Origin of the sequence: Bradyrhizobium sp. cf659, assembly GCF_900113725.1 — a bacterium.
Lineage (GTDB): Bacteria > Pseudomonadota > Alphaproteobacteria > Rhizobiales > Xanthobacteraceae > Bradyrhizobium.
The window spans coordinates 85,121-104,786 of the sequence record NZ_FOQJ01000011.1; the positions used below are offsets into that span (position 1 = coordinate 85,121).

17 protein-coding genes are annotated in these 19,666 nt (G+C 65.3%); 13 read left to right on the forward strand and 4 right to left on the reverse strand.

The window, feature by feature from the left end:
• Positions 1 to 34: 34 nt before the first annotated feature.
• The 4 genes from BM118_RS32155 (at position 35) to BM118_RS32170 (ending at position 4,312) form a co-directional block, all read left to right on the forward strand.
• A complete protein-coding gene (locus BM118_RS32155) occupies positions 35 to 928 on the forward strand; it encodes a branched-chain amino acid ABC transporter permease (RefSeq protein ID WP_027545085.1) in 894 nt (297 codons plus the stop codon).
• A 3-nt stretch (positions 929 to 931) separates the two neighbouring features.
• Complete coding sequence (locus tag BM118_RS32160) at positions 932 to 2,005, forward strand: branched-chain amino acid ABC transporter permease (RefSeq protein ID WP_092190839.1); 1,074 nt, start codon at positions 932 to 934, stop codon at positions 2,003 to 2,005.
• A gap of 43 nt (positions 2,006 to 2,048) precedes the next feature.
• Positions 2,049 to 3,329 (forward strand): ABC transporter substrate-binding protein, encoded by a 1,281-nt coding sequence (locus tag BM118_RS32165; RefSeq protein WP_092190840.1) that lies wholly within the window; start codon positions 2,049 to 2,051, stop codon positions 3,327 to 3,329.
• A 143-nt stretch (positions 3,330 to 3,472) separates the two neighbouring features.
• Complete coding sequence (locus BM118_RS32170) at positions 3,473 to 4,312, forward strand: ABC transporter ATP-binding protein (RefSeq protein ID WP_092190842.1); 840 nt, start codon at positions 3,473 to 3,475, stop codon at positions 4,310 to 4,312.
• A gap of 65 nt (positions 4,313 to 4,377) precedes the next feature.
• Here BM118_RS32170 and BM118_RS32175 read toward each other — a convergent pair whose 3' ends face one another.
• Positions 4,378 to 5,529: an AGE family epimerase/isomerase gene (locus tag BM118_RS32175; RefSeq protein ID WP_177234885.1), complete on the reverse strand. Its 1,152-nt coding sequence runs from the start codon at positions 5,527 to 5,529 to the stop codon at positions 4,378 to 4,380.
• Between the two features lie 86 nt (positions 5,530 to 5,615).
• Here BM118_RS32175 and BM118_RS32180 point away from each other — a divergent pair, with 86 nt between their 5' ends.
• Positions 5,616 to 6,839, forward strand: a complete 1,224-nt coding sequence (locus tag BM118_RS32180; protein WP_143099561.1) for a phenylacetate--CoA ligase family protein — start codon at positions 5,616 to 5,618, stop codon at positions 6,837 to 6,839.
• A 2-nt stretch (positions 6,840 to 6,841) separates the two neighbouring features.
• Here BM118_RS32180 and BM118_RS32185 read toward each other — a convergent pair whose 3' ends face one another.
• The gene (locus BM118_RS32185) at positions 6,842 to 8,479 is read right to left on the reverse strand and encodes a carbamoyltransferase family protein (RefSeq protein ID WP_092190846.1); all 1,638 of its coding nucleotides are present in this window, start codon (positions 8,477 to 8,479) and stop codon (positions 6,842 to 6,844) included.
• A gap of 229 nt (positions 8,480 to 8,708) precedes the next feature.
• Between BM118_RS32185 and BM118_RS32190 the strand changes: the two genes are divergently transcribed.
• The 8 genes from BM118_RS32190 (at position 8,709) to BM118_RS32225 (ending at position 17,432) form a co-directional block, all read left to right on the forward strand.
• Positions 8,709 to 10,085, forward strand: a complete 1,377-nt coding sequence (locus BM118_RS32190) for a GHMP family kinase ATP-binding protein (protein ID WP_092190848.1) — start codon at positions 8,709 to 8,711, stop codon at positions 10,083 to 10,085.
• A 22-nt stretch (positions 10,086 to 10,107) separates the two neighbouring features.
• On the forward strand, positions 10,108 to 12,027 hold the full coding sequence (locus BM118_RS32195; RefSeq protein ID WP_244550286.1) for an N-acetylneuraminate synthase family protein: 1,920 nt from the start codon (positions 10,108 to 10,110) through the stop codon (positions 12,025 to 12,027).
• Entirely contained in the window at positions 12,027 to 12,716 is a 690-nt protein-coding gene (locus tag BM118_RS32200; RefSeq protein WP_092190852.1) for an acylneuraminate cytidylyltransferase family protein, read from the forward strand. The genes BM118_RS32195 and BM118_RS32200 overlap by 1 nt, the downstream gene beginning before the upstream one ends.
• Entirely contained in the window at positions 12,709 to 13,473 is a 765-nt protein-coding gene (locus BM118_RS32205; RefSeq protein WP_177234886.1) for an SDR family oxidoreductase, read from the forward strand. The genes BM118_RS32200 and BM118_RS32205 overlap by 8 nt, the downstream gene beginning before the upstream one ends.
• Positions 13,470 to 14,318 (forward strand): sugar phosphate isomerase/epimerase family protein, encoded by an 849-nt coding sequence (locus BM118_RS32210; RefSeq protein WP_092190856.1) that lies wholly within the window; start codon positions 13,470 to 13,472, stop codon positions 14,316 to 14,318. Before BM118_RS32205 ends, BM118_RS32210 begins: the two co-directional genes overlap by 4 nt.
• A complete protein-coding gene (locus tag BM118_RS32215) occupies positions 14,315 to 15,076 on the forward strand; it encodes an SDR family NAD(P)-dependent oxidoreductase (RefSeq protein ID WP_092190858.1) in 762 nt (253 codons plus the stop codon). Before BM118_RS32210 ends, BM118_RS32215 begins: the two co-directional genes overlap by 4 nt.
• A 14-nt stretch (positions 15,077 to 15,090) precedes the next feature.
• Complete coding sequence (locus BM118_RS32220; protein ID WP_092190861.1) at positions 15,091 to 15,930, forward strand: SDR family oxidoreductase; 840 nt, start codon at positions 15,091 to 15,093, stop codon at positions 15,928 to 15,930.
• 149 nt (positions 15,931 to 16,079) lie between these two features.
• Entirely contained in the window at positions 16,080 to 17,432 is a 1,353-nt protein-coding gene (locus tag BM118_RS32225) for a hypothetical protein (protein WP_092190863.1), read from the forward strand.
• On the opposite strand, the gene BM118_RS32230 is transcribed toward BM118_RS32225, so the two are convergent.
• Positions 17,421 to 18,392: a Gfo/Idh/MocA family oxidoreductase gene (locus BM118_RS32230; protein WP_092190865.1), complete on the reverse strand. Its 972-nt coding sequence runs from the start codon at positions 18,390 to 18,392 to the stop codon at positions 17,421 to 17,423. The genes BM118_RS32225 and BM118_RS32230 overlap by 12 nt on opposite strands.
• Positions 18,385 to 19,629, reverse strand: a complete 1,245-nt coding sequence (locus BM118_RS32235) for a class I SAM-dependent methyltransferase (RefSeq protein ID WP_092190867.1) — start codon at positions 19,627 to 19,629, stop codon at positions 18,385 to 18,387. The genes BM118_RS32230 and BM118_RS32235 overlap by 8 nt, the downstream gene beginning before the upstream one ends.
• Positions 19,630 to 19,666 lie beyond the last annotated feature (37 nt).

Here is a 19,666-nt window from a genome sequence, read left to right on the forward strand (position 1 = left end):
CGCAAGCGGGGAGAGGCGAAGGACAGCATATCACATGAACACCGCCTTCCTCATCCAGCTCCTGGTCAACGGCCTCGTGGTCGGCACGCTCTATGGCGTGGTCGCGATGTCGTTCGTGCTGATCTACAAGGCAACGCAGGTCGTCAACTTCGCGCAAGGCGAGCTGCTGCTGGTCGGCGCCTGGGTGTGCTGGGCGCTGCTGGCGAAATACCAGGTGCCGTTCTGGATCGGCATGCCGATGACGCTGGTGTTCATGTTCGTGTTCGGCATCGCCATCCAGGTCCTGATCCTGCGGCCGATGATCGGCGAGCCGATCATTTCGGTGATCATGGTGACGATCGGCCTCTCGACCGTGCTCCAGGCCACGCTGAAATGGATGTTCGGCGTCAACCCGCAGCCGTTCCCGCGCGTGTTCGAGAGCCAGTCGGTCAGCTTGTTCGGGCTTCAGATCCAGACCGTCTATGTCATGAGCCTGGTGGTCTCGGTCGCCATGATGATCGGCATGGCATGGTTCTTCCGCGCTTCCAAATACGGCCTTGCGATGCGCGCCACCGCGTTCAACCAGCAGGTCGCGCAGTCGCTCGGCATTTCCGTCAAGAGCGTCTTCGCGATGGCCTGGGCGATCTCGGCCACCGTCTCGGCGGTCGCGGGCGTCGTCGTCGCCGTCGTCAACGGCGTATCGTCAGGCCTCGCCGCCTACGGCATCAAGGTGTTTCCGGCGGCGATCCTCGGCGGGCTCGATTCCGTCGGCGGCGCCGTGCTCGGCGGCATCATCATCGGCTTGCTTGAGAACATCGCGCAATATGTCGACAGCGAGTATCTGCACTGGGGCAATCTCTACGAGATCGCACCGTTCTACGTCCTCATCATCGTGCTGATGATCAAGCCCTACGGCTTGTTCGGCACCCACGACATCGAGCGGATCTGACCCATGGCCGGCCCTGCCCTCATCCCCGCTGGTGATTTCCGCACCTCCTATGCGGCCGACACCACGATCTTCCCGACGGCGACCAGCCGCAACTTTGCGATCGTAGGCGTGCTGCTGCTCTGCCTCGTGCCGCAATTCCTCGGCGGCTACTGGCTCAGCATCCTGATCCAGATCGGCATCTTCTCGATCGCGGCGCTCGGGTTGAACATCCTGGTCGGCTTCACCGGCCAGATATCGATCGGGCATGCCGCCTTCTTCCTGCTCGGCGCCTTCACCTCGGCCTACATCTCCAACAATGCGCCGATCCCGGTGTTCTTCGCGATCCCGCTCGCGGGAGTCGTCACCGCGCTGGTCGGGCTGATCTTCGGCATTCCGGCGGCGCGGCTGAAGGGGCTCTACCTCGTCATCGCGACGCTCGCCGCGCAATACATCCTGCTCGACTTCTTCTCCCGCGCCGAATGGTTCACCGGCGGCTCGGTGCCGGCCAGCGCCAATCCGTTCTCGATCTTCGGCTTCACCTTGCGCGGCGACAAGCAGTATTTCTACGTCGTGCTGGCCTATGTGCTGGCGAGCTACATCCTGGTCACCAATCTGATGCGCACGCGCGACGGCCGCGCGCTGGTGGCGATCCGCGACCATTATCTCTCCGCGGAGATCATGGGCATCAACCTGACCAAATACCGCACGCTGTCGTTCGGCCTTGCCGCCTTCTTCGCCGGCATCGCCGGCGCGCTCTATGCCCACTACCAGCTCGTGGTCTCCCAGGAAGGTTTCGGCATCGAGCGCTCGATCCTGTTCCTCGCCATGATCATCATCGGCGGCACCGGCTCGATCATGGGCACGCTGATGGGCACCGCCTTCGTGGTGCTGCTGCCGGAATCGATGGAATTCATCAGCCTGTATCTGAAGGGCGGCGCGATCGACAAGGCGCTGTCGCTCAACACCAACATCACCTTCCTGCGCGAGATCGCGATCGGGGTGATCATCATCGCGTTCCTGATGTTTGAGCCGGACGGGCTCGCGCATCGCTGGCGGCAGATCAAGGCGTACTGGAAACTCTACCCGTTCTCGCATTGAAGGCGGGCAACTTCACTTGAACGATAACAGGAGGAACCAACCCATGAAGACAAAAGCCCTTTTGAGCTCCGCTTCGCTCGCGCTTGCGGTCGCGGCCTTCTCGGCGCCCGCGCAGGCGCAGATCGCGCTCGGCCATCTCGCCGACTATTCCGGCGCGACCTCGGATGTCGGAACGCCCTATGGCCAGGCCGTAGCCGACACGTTTGCCTGGATCAACAAGAACGGCGGCATCGGCGGCAAGCAGGTCAATCTCGACAGCAACGACTACGGTTATCAGGTGCCGCGCGCAATTGCGCTGTACAAGAAGTGGTCCGGCGGCGACAAGGTCGCGGCGATCATGGGCTGGGGCACCGCGGACACCGAGGCGCTGACCGGCTTCGTCGCGCAGGACAAGATCCCCTATGTTTCCGCCTCCTATGCGGCGGCGTTGACCGATCCGGAAGGCGTCAGCGGAAAGGCCAAGCCGGCGCCGTATAACTTCTTTTATGGCCCGAGCTACTCGGACGCGATGCGGGCGCTCGTGACCTGGGCCGCCGAAGACTGGAAGGCCAAGGGCAAGCCGGGCAAGCCCAAATTCGTCCACATGGGCGGCAATCATCCCTACCCGAACGCACCGAAGGCGGCCGGCGAGGCGATCGCCAACGAGCTCGGCTTCGAAGTGCTGCCGCCGATCGTGTTCGCGCTGACGCCGGGCGACTACTCGGCGCAGTGCCTGAGCCTGAAGAGCTCCGGCGCCAACTACGCCTATCTCGGCAACACCGCAGCCTCCAACATCTCCGTGCTGAAGGCCTGCAAGGCCGCCGGTGTCGACGTGCAATTCCTCGGCAACGTCTGGGGCATGGACGAGAACGCCGCCAAGACCGCGGCCGAAGCGGCCGAAGGTGTCGTGTTCCCGTTGCGCACGGCGGTGACCTGGGGCGGTAACGCGCCGGGCATGAAGACGGTGATGGAAATCTCCAAGATGTCTGATGCCGGCGGCAAGGCGTATCGCCCCGTGCACTATATCGCTGGCGTCTGCAGCGCGCTCTACACGAAGGAAGCGCTCGATTGGGCCGTCAAGAACGGCGGCGCCACCGGCGAGAACGTCGCCAAGGGCTTCTACCAGAAGAAGGACTGGGTGCCGGCCGGCATGGAGGGCGTCTGCAATCCCTCGACCTGGACCGACAAGGACCACCGCGGCACGCTGAAAGTCGACCTCTATCGCACCAAGATCGCGGGCGCGACCGACGGCGACCTCAACGACCTCATGACCAAGGGCACGATCAAGCTCGAAAAGGTCAAGACCGTGGAGCTGCCGCGCAAGCCGGAATGGCTGGGGTGGTGAGCTTAGCACTCACCTCACGCACAACGGTCATCCCCCGCGAAGGCGGGGGATCCAGTACGCCGCGGCTTCTCAATGGGTCTCGGGCGTCTCTGGAATACTGGGTCGCCCGGTCAAGCCGGGCGACGACAGCGGAGTTATAAAGAATGACCGAGACAGCCGAAGCCACTCGCCCCTCGCCCAGCATCGTGCCCGCACCGCCCCTTCTCGGCGTGCGCAACATCGAGGTCGTCTATGACGACGTCATCCTGGTGCTCCGCGGCCTCAGCCTCGACGTGCCCAAGGGCGCGATCGTGGCGCTGCTCGGGGCCAACGGCGCCGGCAAGTCGACGACGCTGAAGGCGATCTCGGGGCTGCTCAAGACCGAGGACGGCGAGGTCACGCGCGGCGAGATCCTGTTCGAGGGCGAACGGATCAACGGCATCGATCCCGACAAGATCGTCCGCCGCGGCATCTTCCAGGTGATGGAGGGCCGCCGCATCGTCGCCGACATGACGTCGCTGGAGAACCTCAAACTCGGCGCCTTCACCCGCAGGGACCGCGAGGTCGATGCCGACATCGACATGGTCTTCAACTATTTCCCGCGCCTGAAGGAGCGCACCGGCCTTGCCGGCTATCTCTCCGGCGGCGAGCAGCAGATGCTCGCGATCGGCCGTGCGCTGATGGCGCGCCCGAAGATGATCCTGATGGACGAGCCGTCGATGGGCCTGTCGCCGCTACTGGTGAAAGAGGTGTTTTCCATCATCCAGAAGATCAACCGCGATCTCGGCGTCACCATCCTGCTGGTCGAGCAGAACGCGCGCGCCGCGCTGTCGGTGGCGAGCCACGGCTACATCATGGAGCAGGGCAAGGTCGTGCTCGACGGGACCGCCGACGAATTGCGCGACAACGAGGACGTCAAGGAATTCTACCTCGGCGGCGCCGGCGACCAGCGCAAGAGCTTCAAGAACCTCAAGAGCTTCAAGCGGCGCAAGCGCTGGCTCTAACATCGCGTTTTCAAGCGAAGCGGGAACCGGTTCGCGTGAAGAAAACGCGTCAAGACAAGAGACTCTTACTCCAGCACCTGCTCCGCTTCCGTGACTGCGCAGAGAACATGATAGAACGACGACGCAGGAATGGTGTCGACCAGCGACTTGCCGTCGCGATCGAACTGGTCGTACCAGCCGCCCCGCACGGGATGGCTGAGATAATGCCGTTCGAGCCGCACCAGCGCCGCGCGCGCCTCATCCGCCGCGCCCGCCTCGCCGGACTCGGCTTGCGCAGTCCACGCCTTCGCGATCTCGGTCTGCGGCCACAGCCGGCGCGTGCTGCGGCGGATGTTGCCGGTGGCATCACCCTCGTCGGTCAGGCAGCCCGTCGCCTCGTCGCGATAGCGCAGCGCGCTCGCCAGCAACTCCGCACGCCGCTGCCCGGTCGGGCAGCCCGTGATGCGCTCGAATCCCTTCAGCAGCCAGACCCACTCCGCCTGATGGCCAGGCTCGACACTGACCGGCTCAATCTTCGACCAGTCCTCCTCGAAATACTCGGTGAGGATGTGCTTCTGCTTGTCGTAGAGATTGGCGAGGAACAGCGCGAAGAATTCGCCGGCGCGGTTCTGGAACGACAGATCGTGGGTCGCGTCGAAGCACGCGATCATCGCCTCGAACAGGTGCATGTGCGGGTTCTGCCGCCGCGGCAGCGAGACCGGCAGCCCCTCGTGGACGCCGCCATGCGGCGAGCGCAGATGGCCGTCGAGGAAGGCGAGCAGCGCGTCGATCTCGGCGCGAACCTGCGCGTCCTTGTCGAGCGCGTAGACGGTCGCAAGCGCAAACAGGATGAAGGCGTGGTCATAGGCGTCGCGCCGGCCGTCCAGCACCGCACCCTCCGGCGTCAGCCGGTGCACATAGCCCGGCCGGCCGTCGGGCGCCTTCGCGCGTGCCAGCAGGTGCTCCAGCCCCTTCAGCGCGATGGCGCGCCCCTCGGGATACCAGCCCATCTGCGCCGCCTTGGCGTAGCAGTAGATCTGGCGGGCCTGCACGAACACGCGCCGCGGCGCGGCGGCATCCGCCGTGCCGTCGCGATGCAGCCGGTCGATGAAGCCGCCCGCGACATGGTCCCAGCCGACGGTCGACCACAGCGGCATCGCATCGTCGATCATGCGGCGTTTCAGGCGCGCGACGACGCCGGCCGTCTCCTCCGCCGCCATGATCCGTTCGTCCGCCATCTCGCTCTCTCCACGTCCCGACAATGGCCGTCTGATACCCATGCCAGCGGCGGCGTGCAACGGATGCCAACCCGGAAAGATCAGCCATGACCGCCCATTACGACCCCCTCGAGACGCGCGAGCAAGCCGCGCGCGAGGCCGAGCTGCTTTCGCGCCTGCCGGGCGTGCTGCGCAGCGCGATGACGGCGCCCGCCTATGCCGACCGGCTCAAGGGTCTGGATCCGGCCACGGTGACCACCCGCGCCGCGCTGGCGCGCCTGCCGGTGCTGCGCAAGTCGGAACTGCCGGCCCTGCACAAGGCCTCCGCGCCCTTCGGCGGCTTCGTGGCGGCGGCACCGGGCTCGTTCGCACGGCTCTTCACCTCCCCGGGTCCGATCTTCGAGCCGGAGGGCCGGCAGGCCGATCCCTGGCGCGGCGCACGGGCGCTGTTCGCGGCCGGGTTCCGGCCCAACGACATCGTGCTCAACACCTTCAGCTACCACCTCACCCCCGGCGGCTTCATCTTCGACTCGTCCGCGCGCGCGCTCGGCTGTGCGGTGATCCCGGCCGGGCCCGGCAATACCGAGCAGCAATTCGAGCTGATCGAGGCCTACCGGCCGGTCGGCTATAGCGGCACGCCGGACTTCCTGAAGATCCTGCTCGATGCAGCGGCGACCGCGGGCCGCGACGTCTCCTCGATCAAGCGTGCGCTGGTCTCGGGTGCGGCCTTCCCGCCCTCGCTCCAGGCCGAGATCAAGGCGCGCGGCATCGACGCCTACCAGGCCTTCGGCACCGCCGATCTCGGTCTCATCGCCTTCGAGACGGAGGCGCGCGAGGGCATGGTCGTGAACGAGGGCCTGATCATGGAGATCGTCAAGCCCGGCACCGGCGATCCCGTTGCGGAAGGCGACGTTGGCGAGATCGTCGTCACCTCGCTCGACCCGCACCATCCCTGGATTCGCCTCGCCCTCGGCGACCTCACCGCGGCACTGCCGGGCCCGAGCAAATGCGGTCGCACCAACATGCGGATCAAGGGCTGGATGGGCCGCGCCGACCAGACCACCAAGGTCAAGGGCATGTTCGTCCGGCCCGAGCAGGTCGCCGAGATCGGCAAGCGGCATTCCGCACTCGGCCGCCTGCGTCTCGTCGTCACGCGCCAGGGCGAGACCGATGCGATGACGCTGAAAGCGGAAACGGCGGCGGCCAATGAGGCTCTGCGCGAGGAGATCGCGGGCACACTGCGGATGGTGACAAAGCTCGGCGGCGCGGTCGAGCTGGTCGGCCCCGGCACGCTGCCGAACGACGGCAAGGTGATCGCGGACGAGCGGTAGCCCTAGCCCGCCTTCGACAGCCGGTAATTGCCGAGATACAGCACGTCCAGCCCCGAGCAGAAGTAGGTGTGCAGCGCCTCCAGCGGGGCGTTCACCGTCGGCTGCTCGTTGATGTTGAGGCTGGTGTTGATCAGGACCGGCAGCGAGGTCGCCTTTGCGAACTCGCCGAGCAGGCGGCTATAGAGCGGATTGCTGTCCGCATGGACGCTCTGGATGCGCGCGGTGTTGTCGACATGGACCACCGCCGGCATGGTCTCGGCGACTTTCTCGTTGACCGGAAACGTCACCACCATGAACGGAGCGTCGAACGTGTCCTCGAAATACTCGGCCTGGCGCTCGTAGAGCACGGACGGACAGAACGGGCGGAATTCCTCGCGATATTTGATGGTGAGGTTAATGCGGTCCTTCATGCTGGCATGCCTGGGATCGGCGAGGATCGAGCGGTTGCCGAGCGCGCGCGGGCCGTACTCCATCCGCCCCTGGAACCAGCCCACCGTCTTCTGATCCGTCAGGTCAGTGACGCAGCGCGCCACCGGATCGTCGAGCAGCTCGAACCGCGCGCCGATCTTGTCCAGCGTCTCCCTGATGGTGTCGTTGGAATATTCCGGTCCCCAGTAGGCGTGGGTCAACGGCGCGATCGCATGGCCAGCCTCCGCGCATTTCATCATCGCAGCGCCCAGCGCCACGCCCGCATCGTGCGGCACCGGCGGAACGTAGAGACGCTTGACTGACGGCTCGGCGGCGATCTCCATGTTCATCTTGCAGTTCAGCCCGACGCCGCCGGCGATGCAGACGTCGCCGCAGCCGGTCTCCTTGATCGCGGAACGGATCACCTCGGTGGTGACGATCTCGAGCTGCTTCTGGCCGCTTGCCGCGATGTTGGTCAGCCGCTGGTCGAGCGGCTGGCCGCGCAGCCGCCGCGGTCCCAAGATCTCCTCCATCTTCTCGGTGAAGATGCGTTCCTGCCGCGTCGAGAAATCGCTGGTGAAGATGTCGGCGTCGCGCCTGCGTTTGTCGAGCTCGGGATCGAGCTCGTAGCTGATGCCGTTCGGACGGAGCAGCCTGGCGAACTTGTCGAGATAGTCCGGGCTGCCATAGGAGGACAGGCCCATGACCTTGTACTCGTCGTTGGTCATCTGATAGCCGAGATACTGGGTCAGCATCCCGTAGTAGAGACCGAGACTGTTGTGGCGGGCGAACCGCGTCAGCACGCGGAAGTCGTTGCCGCGCGCATGCGCGACGAGGCCGGCGCTGGAATCGCCCGAGAAGTCGAAGCAGGCAACCGTCGCTTCGGAAAAACCGGAGCCGTAGAACGAGCTCGCGGCGTGACAGAGATGATGGTCGTAGAGCTCGATCTTCGGGCTGTGGCCGAACTGGTACTTGAAGTATTCGGTGAGGCGCTGCGCATAGTTCGTGTAGGTCTTCAACGGCGAACAGATCCAGTCGACGTCGCGCATGGTGATGCCGGCCTGCTTGAGACAGAAGCCGATCGCGCCGCGCGGCAGCTCGCCGCGCGCGTGCTTGGCCAGCGTGAAACGCTCCTCCTCAGCCGCCGCAATCAACTCGCCGTCGCGCAACAGGACGGCCGCGCCATCGTGGTGGCCGTGCTTGATGCCGGAGCTGATCCCAATCACATACATTCGTACGTACCTCCGGGGTGGCCTTCTATAGGAACTGAGGGCAATGTAAATCGCACATCATTGGCGATTTTCCCCCGCAGGTGGGCATTCCGGGCCGGTCTGGATCGCCTTGGGGCGCGCCAGCGGAACCTTGCATCACCCCACCGGCTCCCGTATTACCGGACGGTGAGAAACCGGGCATGCGCCTTCATTGCGGCCGGGAGAATTCGGCCTTCCCTGGACCTAAAACGTGCTTGAGCGAACCCTCGTCACCATCGCCGAGACAGAGACGATTGAGGAAGCCTTCCGGCGCCTCAACGCCAACAGGCTCGGCATCCTCTTCGCGCAGGATCCGGGCGGACGCATCGTCGGCGCGGTGACCGATGGCGACATCCGCCGGCGGATGCTGGCGGGCATCACGATCCACGACCAGGTGGCAGCCTGCATCAACCACAACTTCGTCTGGGCGCAAGCCGGGGGGCCGCGGGAGCAGATTCTCAAGCTGCTCGACCAGCGCGTGCACGTCGTACCCATCCTCGATACCGAGGGCCGGCTGGTCGACGTGTTCAGCCGCGAGCTGTTCAACCTGTCGGAGGAGAGCGAGGTGTTCGCGCGCGCCCGCTCGCCGGTCCGCATCTCCTTCTCCGGCGGCGGCACCGATCTCACGCACTACTTCGTGGAAAATGACGGCGGCGCGGTGATCAACGCCACGATCAAGATGTATGCGCACGCGACGTTGCGGCGCCGGAGCGATCCCCAGATCCGGATCTATTCGCACGATTTCCGCCGCACCGTCGAGGCCGGCAGTCTCGCCGAGCTCGGCACGGGCGGCGATCTCGCCCTGATCAAATCGGTGGTGCGCCTGATCAAGCCGACTTACGGGTTCGAGCTCGAAGTCTCCGCCGACTTCCCGGTCGGCTCCGGCCTCGGCGGCTCGGCGGTGGTCTCCTCCGCCATCATCGGCTGCTTCAACGAATTCCGCGGCGACCAGTGGGATCGCCACGAGATCGCTGAAATGGCGTTCCAGGCCGAGCGGCTGATGCTCAACATTCCCGGCGGCTGGCAGGATCAATATGCCACCGTGTTCGGCGGCTTCAACCACATGGAGTTCTCTTCCGACCAGAACACCATCGTACCGCTGCGTCTCGACCCCAACATCATTGCCGAGCTCGAGGAGAGCCTGGTGCTCTGCTACAGCGGCGCAGGTCATGACTCAGGCGCGATCCATCGCGACCAGAAAGCGCAGCACGAGACGGCCGACGCGGTGACCGCCGCTGCCAAGCAGAAGGAGGTGACGCGCGAGATCCGCAAGCATCTGCTTCGCGGCCGGCTGCTGGATTGCGGACGCCTCATCGACGAAGCCTGGCACGCCAAGCGCAAGCTCAGCTCCAAGATCTCTTCAAGCGAGCTCGACGCCATCTACGATTTCGCCAAGTCGAACGGCGCCGTCGGCGGCAAGCTGCTGGGCGCCGGCGGCGGCGGCTACTTCATGTTCTTCGTGCGCCCGTTCGAGCGCTACCAGCTCATCGCGGCGCTGGAGCAGCAGGGACATAGCTGCTCGCGCGTCATGTTCGAGGAGAACGGGCTGCGGACGTGGAAATCGCGCTTTCCCGCGCGATCCATTTGACGCATGTGAAACGAGAATGTTGATGATACCGCCCAAACAGCCAGCTCCTGTGCGCATCGGCGACCGCCTTCTGGGAGACGGCAAGCCTTGCTACGTCATCGCCGAGGTCGGCAACAACCACAATGGCGACTTCGATCGTGCCATCGCGCTGGTCGATGCGGCGGTCGCCGCCGGCGCGGATTGCGCCAAATTCCAGATGCGCAAGCTCGACGAGGTCTATCGCGCCTCCTCGCTCTCCGGAAAGGACGACGACCTTGCGGTCGAATACACGCTCGATCTGCTCCGCCGTTTCGAGCTGACGACGGAGCAGCAGAAGAAGATCGCCGACTACTGCGCCTCGAAGGGCATTCAGTATCTCTGCACGCCCTGGGATGCGAAGAGCGTCGCGATGCTCGAAGGCTTCGGCGTGCGAGCCTACAAGGTCGCCTCCGCCGATCTGACCAACCTTCCCCTGCTCGCCAAACTCGTCGCGACCGGCAAGACATTGATCGTCTCGACCGGCATGAGCACGACCGAGGAGATCAAGACCGCCGCAAGATTCCTCGACGAGCGCAACGCAAGTTACGTGCTGCTACATTGCCAGAGCACCTATCCGGCTGCGCTTCACAACATCCATCTGCGCTTCATGGAAACGCTGCGCGAGATTCATCCGATGGTCGGCTATTCCGGACACGAGCGCGGCGTTGCCGTGTCAATGGCCGCGGTGGCGCTCGGCGCCGTCGTCATCGAACGCCACATCACCCTCGACCGCGAGATGGAAGGTCCCGACCACGCCGCGAGCCTGGAGCCGGAGGAATTCAAGACGCTGGTCTCGGGCATCCGCGAGATCGAGGCCGCGCGTGGCGAGAAACTGGCCGAACGCGTGTTGAGCCAGGGCGAGCTGATCAACCGCGAGAACCTCGCGAAAAGCCTGGTGGCTGCGCGCGACCTTGCGCCGGGCACCGTGATCTCCGAAAGCGATATCGCGGTGAAGAGCCCGGGACAGGGCCTGTCGCCGCTGAAGATGCCGGCCCTGATCGGCCGCAAGCTGACGCGGACGATGGCAGCCGACGACTATTTCTTCCAGAGCGACCTCGACGAGGGCGTCGCAAAGGCGCGGCGCTACCGCTTCGACCGTCCCTGGGGCGTGCCGGTGCGCTACTACGACATCGAGCGCTTCCTGGAGATCTGCAAGCCCGACATCATCGAATTCCATCTCAGCTACAGCGACATGGAGCGCGATCCGGCGGCATATCTTTCCGGTACCTACGATCTTGGCTTCGTCGTGCATGCGCCGGAGCTGTTTGCCGGCTCCAAGCTGATGGACCTCGCGACCCCCGACGAGGCGCTGCGGCGCTACTCGCTCGAGCAGACGCAGGCGGTGATCAACATCACCCGCAGGCTGAAGAAATTCTTCCCCAAAACCAAGCGGCCGCCGATCGTCGCCAATATCGGCGGCTTCACCATGGACGCGCCATTGTCGCCGGAGGAAAAGGCCGAGCGTTACCAGATCTTTGCGCAGAGCCTGAAGGAACTCGACATGGACGGCGTCGAGCTGACGCCGCAGACCATGGCGCCGTTCCCCTGGCATTTCGGCGGCCAGCGCCACCAGAACATCTTCATCCTCCCGGAGGAGTCGGCGGCGTTCTGCGCCAAGCATGGTTTGCGCATGTGCGTCGACATCTCGCACACAAAGCTCGCCGCCAATCATTTCGGCTTCGACTTCGCGCAAGGCCTCGCCCAGCTCGGCCCCCACACCGCGCACCTGCATTTCGGCGACGCCAAGGGGCTCGACGGCGAAGGCGTCCAGATCGGCGAAGGCGAGATCGATTTCGACGAGATCGGACAGGTGCTGCGCAAGCATGCGCCAACAGCATCGTTCATTCCGGAGATATGGCAGGGCCACAAGAACATGGGCGAAGGCTTCTGGACCGCGCTCGAGCGTCTCGAGGGACATATCTGATGGCGCGCAAGACGCTGGCCGTAATCGCCGCACGCGGGGGCTCGAAAGGCATCCCCCACAAGAACCTGCTCGATCTCTGCGGCAAGCCACTGATCGCCTGGACGGTCGAGCAGGCGCGCGCGGCGCGCGGCGTCGACGTAGTGGCGGTCTCTTCCGACAGCGACAAGATTCTGCAAGCGGCAGAAGCCGCCGGCGCGGTGGGCGTGCGGCGTCCCGACGACATTTCGGGCGACCTCGCCTCCTCGGAATCCGCCTGGCTGCATGCGCTCGACGCCATCGACGAGCGGATGGGCCGGTTCGAGCGCATCGTCGCGCTCCAGGCGACCTCACCGATCCGCGAGCCCGCGGACATCGAAAACGCGCTCGCGACCTTCGACCGCGAGCATCTCGACAGCCTGCTCTCGGTCTGCGAGGTCGAGGATTATTTCAACTGGCGGATCGGCGCGAGCGGACCGGAGCCGATCAACTACGACTTCCGCAATCGCCGCATGCGGCAGCAGATCGAGAAGCGCTACCTGGAGAACGGCTCGTTCTACGTGTTGATTCCTTCACTCCTGCGCGAACAGAACAATCGTCTCGGCGGCAAGATCGGCTTTCACGTGATGGAGCGCCACAAGATGTTCCAGATCGACCGCCCGGAAGACGTCAAGCTCTGTGGCGCCATCATGCGCAGTTACGGCTATGCCTGATCTCAGCGCCTTCTCTCTCGCAGGCAAGATCGCCGTCGTAACGGGCGCCTCGCGCGGCATCGGCGCTGCGATTGCGAGCGGCCTGAAGGATGCCGGTGCCACGGTATTCGGTCTCAGCCGTTCCGGGACTGCGCCGCAGGGCGTGATCGCGATTGCCTGCGATCTCTCCGATGATGCCGCGATCGGGCATGCTTTCAACGCCATCGCGGCGCAAGGCGGACGTATCGACGCGTTGGTCAACGCCGCCGGAATCAGCCTTTCCCCGCAGAGCGCCGAAAGCGAGCTGGCGCGCTTCCGCGCCACGGTCGCGACCGACCTCACCGGCGTCTACGCGACGATCCTTGCCGCCTATCCGCTTCTGAAGACGACGGGCTCGGCCGCGATCATCAACGTCACCAGCATCAACTCGATCCGCGGTTTCCCCGGCAATCCCGGCTATGTGGCGGCGAAAGCCGGACTCGCCGGGCTGACGCGCGCACTGGCCGCCGACTATGCGCCCGACGGCATCCGCGTCAACGCACTGGCGCCGGGCTATGTCGCAACCGAGATGACCGCGAAGAGTTACGCCGATCCCGCCATGCACGAAGATCGGCGCCGCCACACCATGCTCGGCCGCTGGGGACAGCCCGCCGACATGGTGGGCGCCGCGATCTTCCTGGCGTCGGACGCGTCGGCCTATGTGACGGGCCAGGAGATCTTCGTCGACGGCGGCTGGACCGCCAAGGGCCTCGCCATCAGCTCGGATAGCAAATCGTGACCGCAACGCTGCAACGCATCGGCTTCATGCAGGGACGCCTGTCGGCCCTGGTCGACGGCAAGATCCAGGCGTTCCCGTGGAACGAATGGCGCGAGGAATTTCCCCGCGCGAAGGCGCTCGGCCTGACGCGGATGGAATGGACCATCGATCAGGAACGGCTGCGGGAAAATCCGCTCACGACCGCAGCCGGCCAGGCGGAGATCGCCGCGCTGTCGCGCGAGAATGGCCTGCGCATTCCGAGCCTGACCGGCGATTGCTTCATGCAGGCGCCGTTCTGGAAGGTCGACGCCGTCGTGCGCGACGCGCTCGTCAACGATCTCGATCTGCTGATCGCCGCCTGCAGCCGGATCGGCATCGAATTCGTCGTGATCCCGCTGGTCGACAACGGCAAGATCGAACGCGAAAGCGAGAGCGATACGCTCAAGCGGGTGCTGATCGCCCGCCGCGAACAGCTTGCAAGACAGAACGTCAAGATCGTGTTCGAATCCGATCTGCCGCCGGGCGATCTCGCCCGCTTCATGGAAGCCTTTCCGGCCGACGTCTTCGGCATCAACTACGACAGCGGCAACAGCGCCTCGCTCGGCTATGACAGCACCGAGGAGATCGAAGCCTATGCACCGCGCATCCTCAATGTGCATGTGAAGGACCGCATGCGCGGCGGCACGACCGTGCCGCTCGGCACCGGCAACGCCGATCTTGCCAAGACGATCCGGCTGATCGAGCGCTCCGGCTACAGGGGGCAGTATATCCTGCAAACCGCACGCGCCGGGGACGGCGACCACGCGGGCGCGCTCGCCAGGTATCGCGACATGACGGTCGGCTGGATCGAGGACGCGATGCGATGAAGCTCGAACTCGACGATCGTGTCGCCCTCGTCACCGGCGCCAGCCGCGGCATCGGCCTTGCCATTGCCGCTGCGCTTGCCGCCGAGGGAGCGAAGGTCGCGCTGGCTGCACGCGGCACCGACGCGCTGAACGCAGCGCGCGCGACCGTCGGCGGAGACAGCTCGATCCATATTGCTGATGTCACCGATCCGGCCGCCGCCGCGGCGCTGGTGCAGGACGTCGACAAGCGGTGGGGCCGCCTCGACATCCTCGTCTGCAACGTCGGCAGCGGCGCGTCCGTGCCGCCGGGCAAGGAAACGGCGGCGGAATGGTCGCGGGTGATGGACCTCAACCTCTTCGCCACCACCAACACGATCGAAGCCGCACGCCCGCTGATGGCGCGCGGCGGCGGCGACCGGTCCATCATCTGCATCTCCTCGATCGCCGGCATGGCGGCGCTCGGCGCGCCCGTGACCTACTACGCGGCGAAAGCAGCACTGAACGCGACCGTGCGCGGACTGGCGCGGCCGCTGGCGCTCGACGGCATCCGCATCAATGCGGTCGCGCCGGGCAATGTCCTGGCCGCCGACGGGACCTGGGCGCGCAAGCTCGTCGAGAACAGGGCCGCGGTCGAGGACATGCTTGTGCGCGAGGTGGCGCTGCGCCGGCTCGGCAAGCCGGAAGAGATCGCCGACCTCGTCGCGTTCCTTGCCTCGCCTCGCGCGGCCTTCATCACCGGCAGCGTCGTGGTCGCCGACGGCGGCCAGTTGCGCAGCTGAACAGGAGCCTTCCAATGGCAAGCCCGTCCTCCCGCTACGACCTGACCGGACGCACCGCGCTCGTGACCGGCGCCGGCGGCCTGCTCGGGCGGCAGCACGTCGCCGCGCTTTCCGAGGCGGGGGCGCGCGTCGTCGTCACCGAAATCGGCCTCGCGCAGGCCGAGGCGGCCGTCACCGCGCTGAAGCAGAGCACGCCCTCCGCCGATCTGATCGCGCTGGCGCTCGATGTCACCTCGCAGGACTCGGTGCGCGCCGCGAACGAGCAGCTCGCAGGCCGCGGCGTCACCGTCGACATCCTCGTCAACAACGCCGCCATCGATCCGAAAGTGACCTCGAGCCCGGGCGTCATGCACTCATCGCGCTTCGAAGCGTTCCCGGTGCCGCAATGGCAGACCGAGATCGCAGTGGGCCTAACCGGGGCGATGCTGTGCGCGCAGGAATTCGGCGGCCAGATGGCCAGACACGGCCGCGGCGTGATCCTCAACATCGCCTCCGACCTCGGCGTGATCGCGCCGGACCAGCGGCTCTACCGCCAGCCGCATGTGACGCGCGAGGAGGAACAGCCGGTGAAGCCCGTGACCTACTCGGTGATCAAGCACGGACTGATCGGTTTGACGAAATATCTAGCGACCTACTGGGCCGACCATGGCGTGCGCGTCAACGCGATCTCGCCGGGCGGCGTCTTCAACAATCAGGATCCCGCCTTCGTGGAACGCCTCACCCGCCTGATCCCGATGGGGCGCATGGCAGATGTCGAGGAATACCGCGCCGCGGTTCAGTTCCTCTGCTCGGACGCGTCGAGCTACATGACCGGGCAGAACCTCGTCATGGATGGCGGCCGGAGCGTGTGGTAGCAGCCGCGCAGTGTTGACCAACTCCCGGTTGCCGAGCCAATATCGTGACCGTCCGGCCTCACACGGCGCCGGCCAATCTCCGTTACCGGATTCATCGACCGACGCCGGCCGGGCACGGCCCGACTGCGCAACATGGAACGACCGACGAAATGAGTGACGAGTCGATGACGGCCGAAGCGCAACTGCGCCGCCCGCAAACGCTTGGGGCAGCAGGCGTCGCCAATGCAATCCTGGCCGTGATGGCGATCGGAACCGTGGTCTGGCTCGGCCTGCTGCTCGCCACCATGCTGCGGCAACCGTTCGAGGCGACTGACGATCTGATCTGGCTCGCCAAGCTGCGCAGCGACAGCTTCCTCGACCTGCCGCTGTCGCCCGCCTGGATGGTCCAAAGCTCGTTCTACCGACCGGTCGCCGAGTTCCTGCTGAAGTGCCTGTATGCGCTGTTCGGCCTCAACCCGACGCCGTACCGCTACGTGCAGTTTGCGGTCTTCCTGCTGCTGATGGGATTGAGCCTTCAGGTGGTGCGGCGGTTGGGCTTGCGCGTGGAAAGCGTGTTGCTGATCACGGTGTTCGCGATCGGCTCGCCGTTCATTTCCGGATCGGTGGTATGGATCAGCGAATTGCCGCACGTCCTCGTGCTCGTCTGTTTCGCCGCCGCGCTACTCGTCGTTCTCTCCGACAGGACGGTCACGGCAAAGCTTGCGCTGTGCGGGCTGGCGTATGCGATCGCGCTGCTCTCGAAGGAGAACGGGATCGTTCTGATCGCGTTCTCCATCTACTTCCTGCGCACAGCGCCGTTCAGGGCGGCGATCGTGTTCGGCGGCATCACGCTGGCCTATTTCGCCATGCGCGCCGTCGTCCTCGGCCCTGCGATGGGAACCGCCGGGGTCGATGAGTCCGTTGGCTACTTCTTCCAGATGCTGTCGAACGAGGAACGCCGGAGGTTGTTCTCGGGCTATGCCGTCTACAAGCTCTATGCCTACAATGTGGTGGCCCAGCTGGGCGCACTCGCGTTCCGCATCACCCAATGGGGCATCATCTTCGATCGCCCGCACTACCAGACCATCGTGGAGACCCTCTCGACCGCACTCATCGTGGGGGGCTTCGTCGTGTTCAGGAATCGGCCACGGCCCCACTCGATGGTCCTCGTCGTCGTCACCGTCGTCGCGATCGGGGCTCCGCTCCTCTCCTATTCCTATGCGCGCGACCGGCATCTTGCCCTGCCCGCCTTCGCCTACGCCTTCCTGCTCGCGGTCGCGGTCAACGAGCTTGCGAGCCTCTTGCGCAGCCGGACACAGGCGACCGCACTGATCGCCTGCGTCTGGATCGCCTGGTCGCTGCAGGCTGGCCTGATGCTGCGCCAGATCAACTGGTCCTCGGCGGACGTCATCGAGCGCCTCTACCGGGCGAACGAGACGCCGCTCAATCCCAACTTGCCGCCGGACGTCTGGGCTACGGCCCGGGCGCACGCGCTGTCGCTGGCACCGCCCTCACGGCAATGACGCGGGGATCCGCCGTGACGCCTGCTCGATCCGCATCCACAGCGCGATGATGTCGCGCTGACGCTGCGCGTGGCCTGCGTCGGGCTCGCTGAGCGAGCGGCACAACTGCGCCAGCACGTCGACCCTGGGATCGCGAGCGACCCTGGGATCACTGGCGACCCTGGGATCGCGAACGTTGTCCGAGGCCGGCTTGGCCGACACGAAGGGATCGAGCTGATCCACGATCGCGCCGCGCGGGGCCGCGGTGATCTTGAAGCAGGTCTGCGGCGCGCGGCTATCAACGCGCAGCGCAAACGGCGGCAAGTCCTTTCCGGTCAGGGTCGCTTCCCAGCACGCGGTTTCGGACTCCGACGGACCACTGATCACGGATGATGCCACGTCATCGTAACCGAGCTCCGCGAGCAGCGCGACGAGGTGAATGCCGTAGAAGCGGAGCGCGCCGCCGCCACTGGCATCGAACCGTTTCCAGTTCGCGAGATCGGCGCGGTAGTGATGCGCCATGAAGCTCCAGTCCAGCGAGAGGCCATCGGTCCGCTCGCCGAGCACCGCGCGGAGCCGCTCCGTCCACGACATGAAGCGAAACGTGTAACCGACACGATAGCGCTTGCCGGTTTGCGCGAACGACTCGATAAGCTGCGCCGCAAGCTGGGGCGTCGGCGCGACGGGCTTCTCCAGGATGAAATCGGAAATCTCAGGCGTTGCTGCCAACCGCTTCATCCAGTCGGCCTGATCGGTGGGGCGAAGCGCAACCACCGCGCCGCTCGCCCGCGCCAGCGCCTCCTCGGTGCCGGCGCACCAGGTCACCTCCGGCACATACTGGACGAGTTCGCCCCGGCCGGCGACCACCGCTCGATAGCGCTCCGGCAGCGCCACCTTGATCCCGCACTCGATCAGCGCGGGCAGATATCCGTACATCCCGAAACCCGATCCGAGGATCGTGAAGACGGGCGCCTCAGGCATGGAAATCGTCGGCGCCGAGCACGTCGATCACCGGACCATTGTAACCGTTGTCGGACAGATACTGGCGGATCTCACGCGAGATGTGCCAGGCGAGATTGAGGAGCGGCTTGCCCTGGTCACCATGCGCGAACAGTTCATCGTCGGACACGATCGGAATCCGGGTGCCCGGCACGTAATGCCCGATCTTGATCGAACCGGGTTTCTCGTGAACGGCGGTGATCTCCTTCTCCGTCAGGCCGAGCAGCTTGACCAGAATGGCCGCACGGCCCGGAAACGCCTTGGCGCGAATCGGCCCGTACGCGGCGATGATTTTCTTCAGCTCTCCGCCCTTATGCGCCTTCCAGAGCTCGACGTCGCGCGCGAGCTGGGCGAACTCGGTCTGGAAATTGTTCTCGCGCGCCATGACGTCAGCCGCCACGATATCGCTCTTCGCCGCGCGTCCGAGGATGACGCGGATGTTGCCGCCATAGCGCGCGGGGAACTCGACATTGACGATGTCGAGGCCGAGCGATTTCGCGATGAAGCTGAACGATTTGTACGAATAGGTCCGCGGATGCTCGTGATAGAAGGTGTCGAACTGATGCCGGTCCAGCACCGCACCGAGATAGTGGTTCTCGATCACGATGACGGTGTCCGGCCCGAGCAATGCCTTCAGCGCCGCGAGCACGCCGTTCAGGTCCTCGATATGTGCGAACACGTTGGTGAACGTGATGATGTCGGGCGTGCCGACGCCGCGAAGAATCTCGGCGGCGGTCTCGGCGCTGAGATAGTTCTGCACCACGAAATGGCCCTTCGCCGCGGCGTCCTGGGCCGCGCCGGTCGGCTCGATGCCGGCTGTTTTCGCGCCGGCTTCGCGGAAGAAATCGAGCAGGCTGCCGTCGTTGCAGCCGATGTCGAGAACCACCTTGCCTGTCAGCGCCCCCATCCGCTCCGTGCAGGTCGCCACCAGGCTCTTCATCCCGGAGAGCACGTCAGCGGTGAAGCGCGAGCGGTAGTGATAATCCTTGGGGAACAGGTCCTCCTTCGGAACCTGGACGCGCTGGTGGCCGGTGGCGCAGGTCGGACAAAAATCGATCAGAATCGGATACTCGCGACACTGGCGCGAATCGCCGACCGCCACCAGGTCGTCGCACAGCGGATGCCGACCGAGATCGAGCACCGGCACGAGCTTGTCATTGCCGCAGACCTCGCAGCCCTTGATCTCGGTGAGCGGTCTGGTCGACGTGGTGGCCATCATATTGAATCCGGTTTGCGGCCCACCGGGCCGGAGTAAG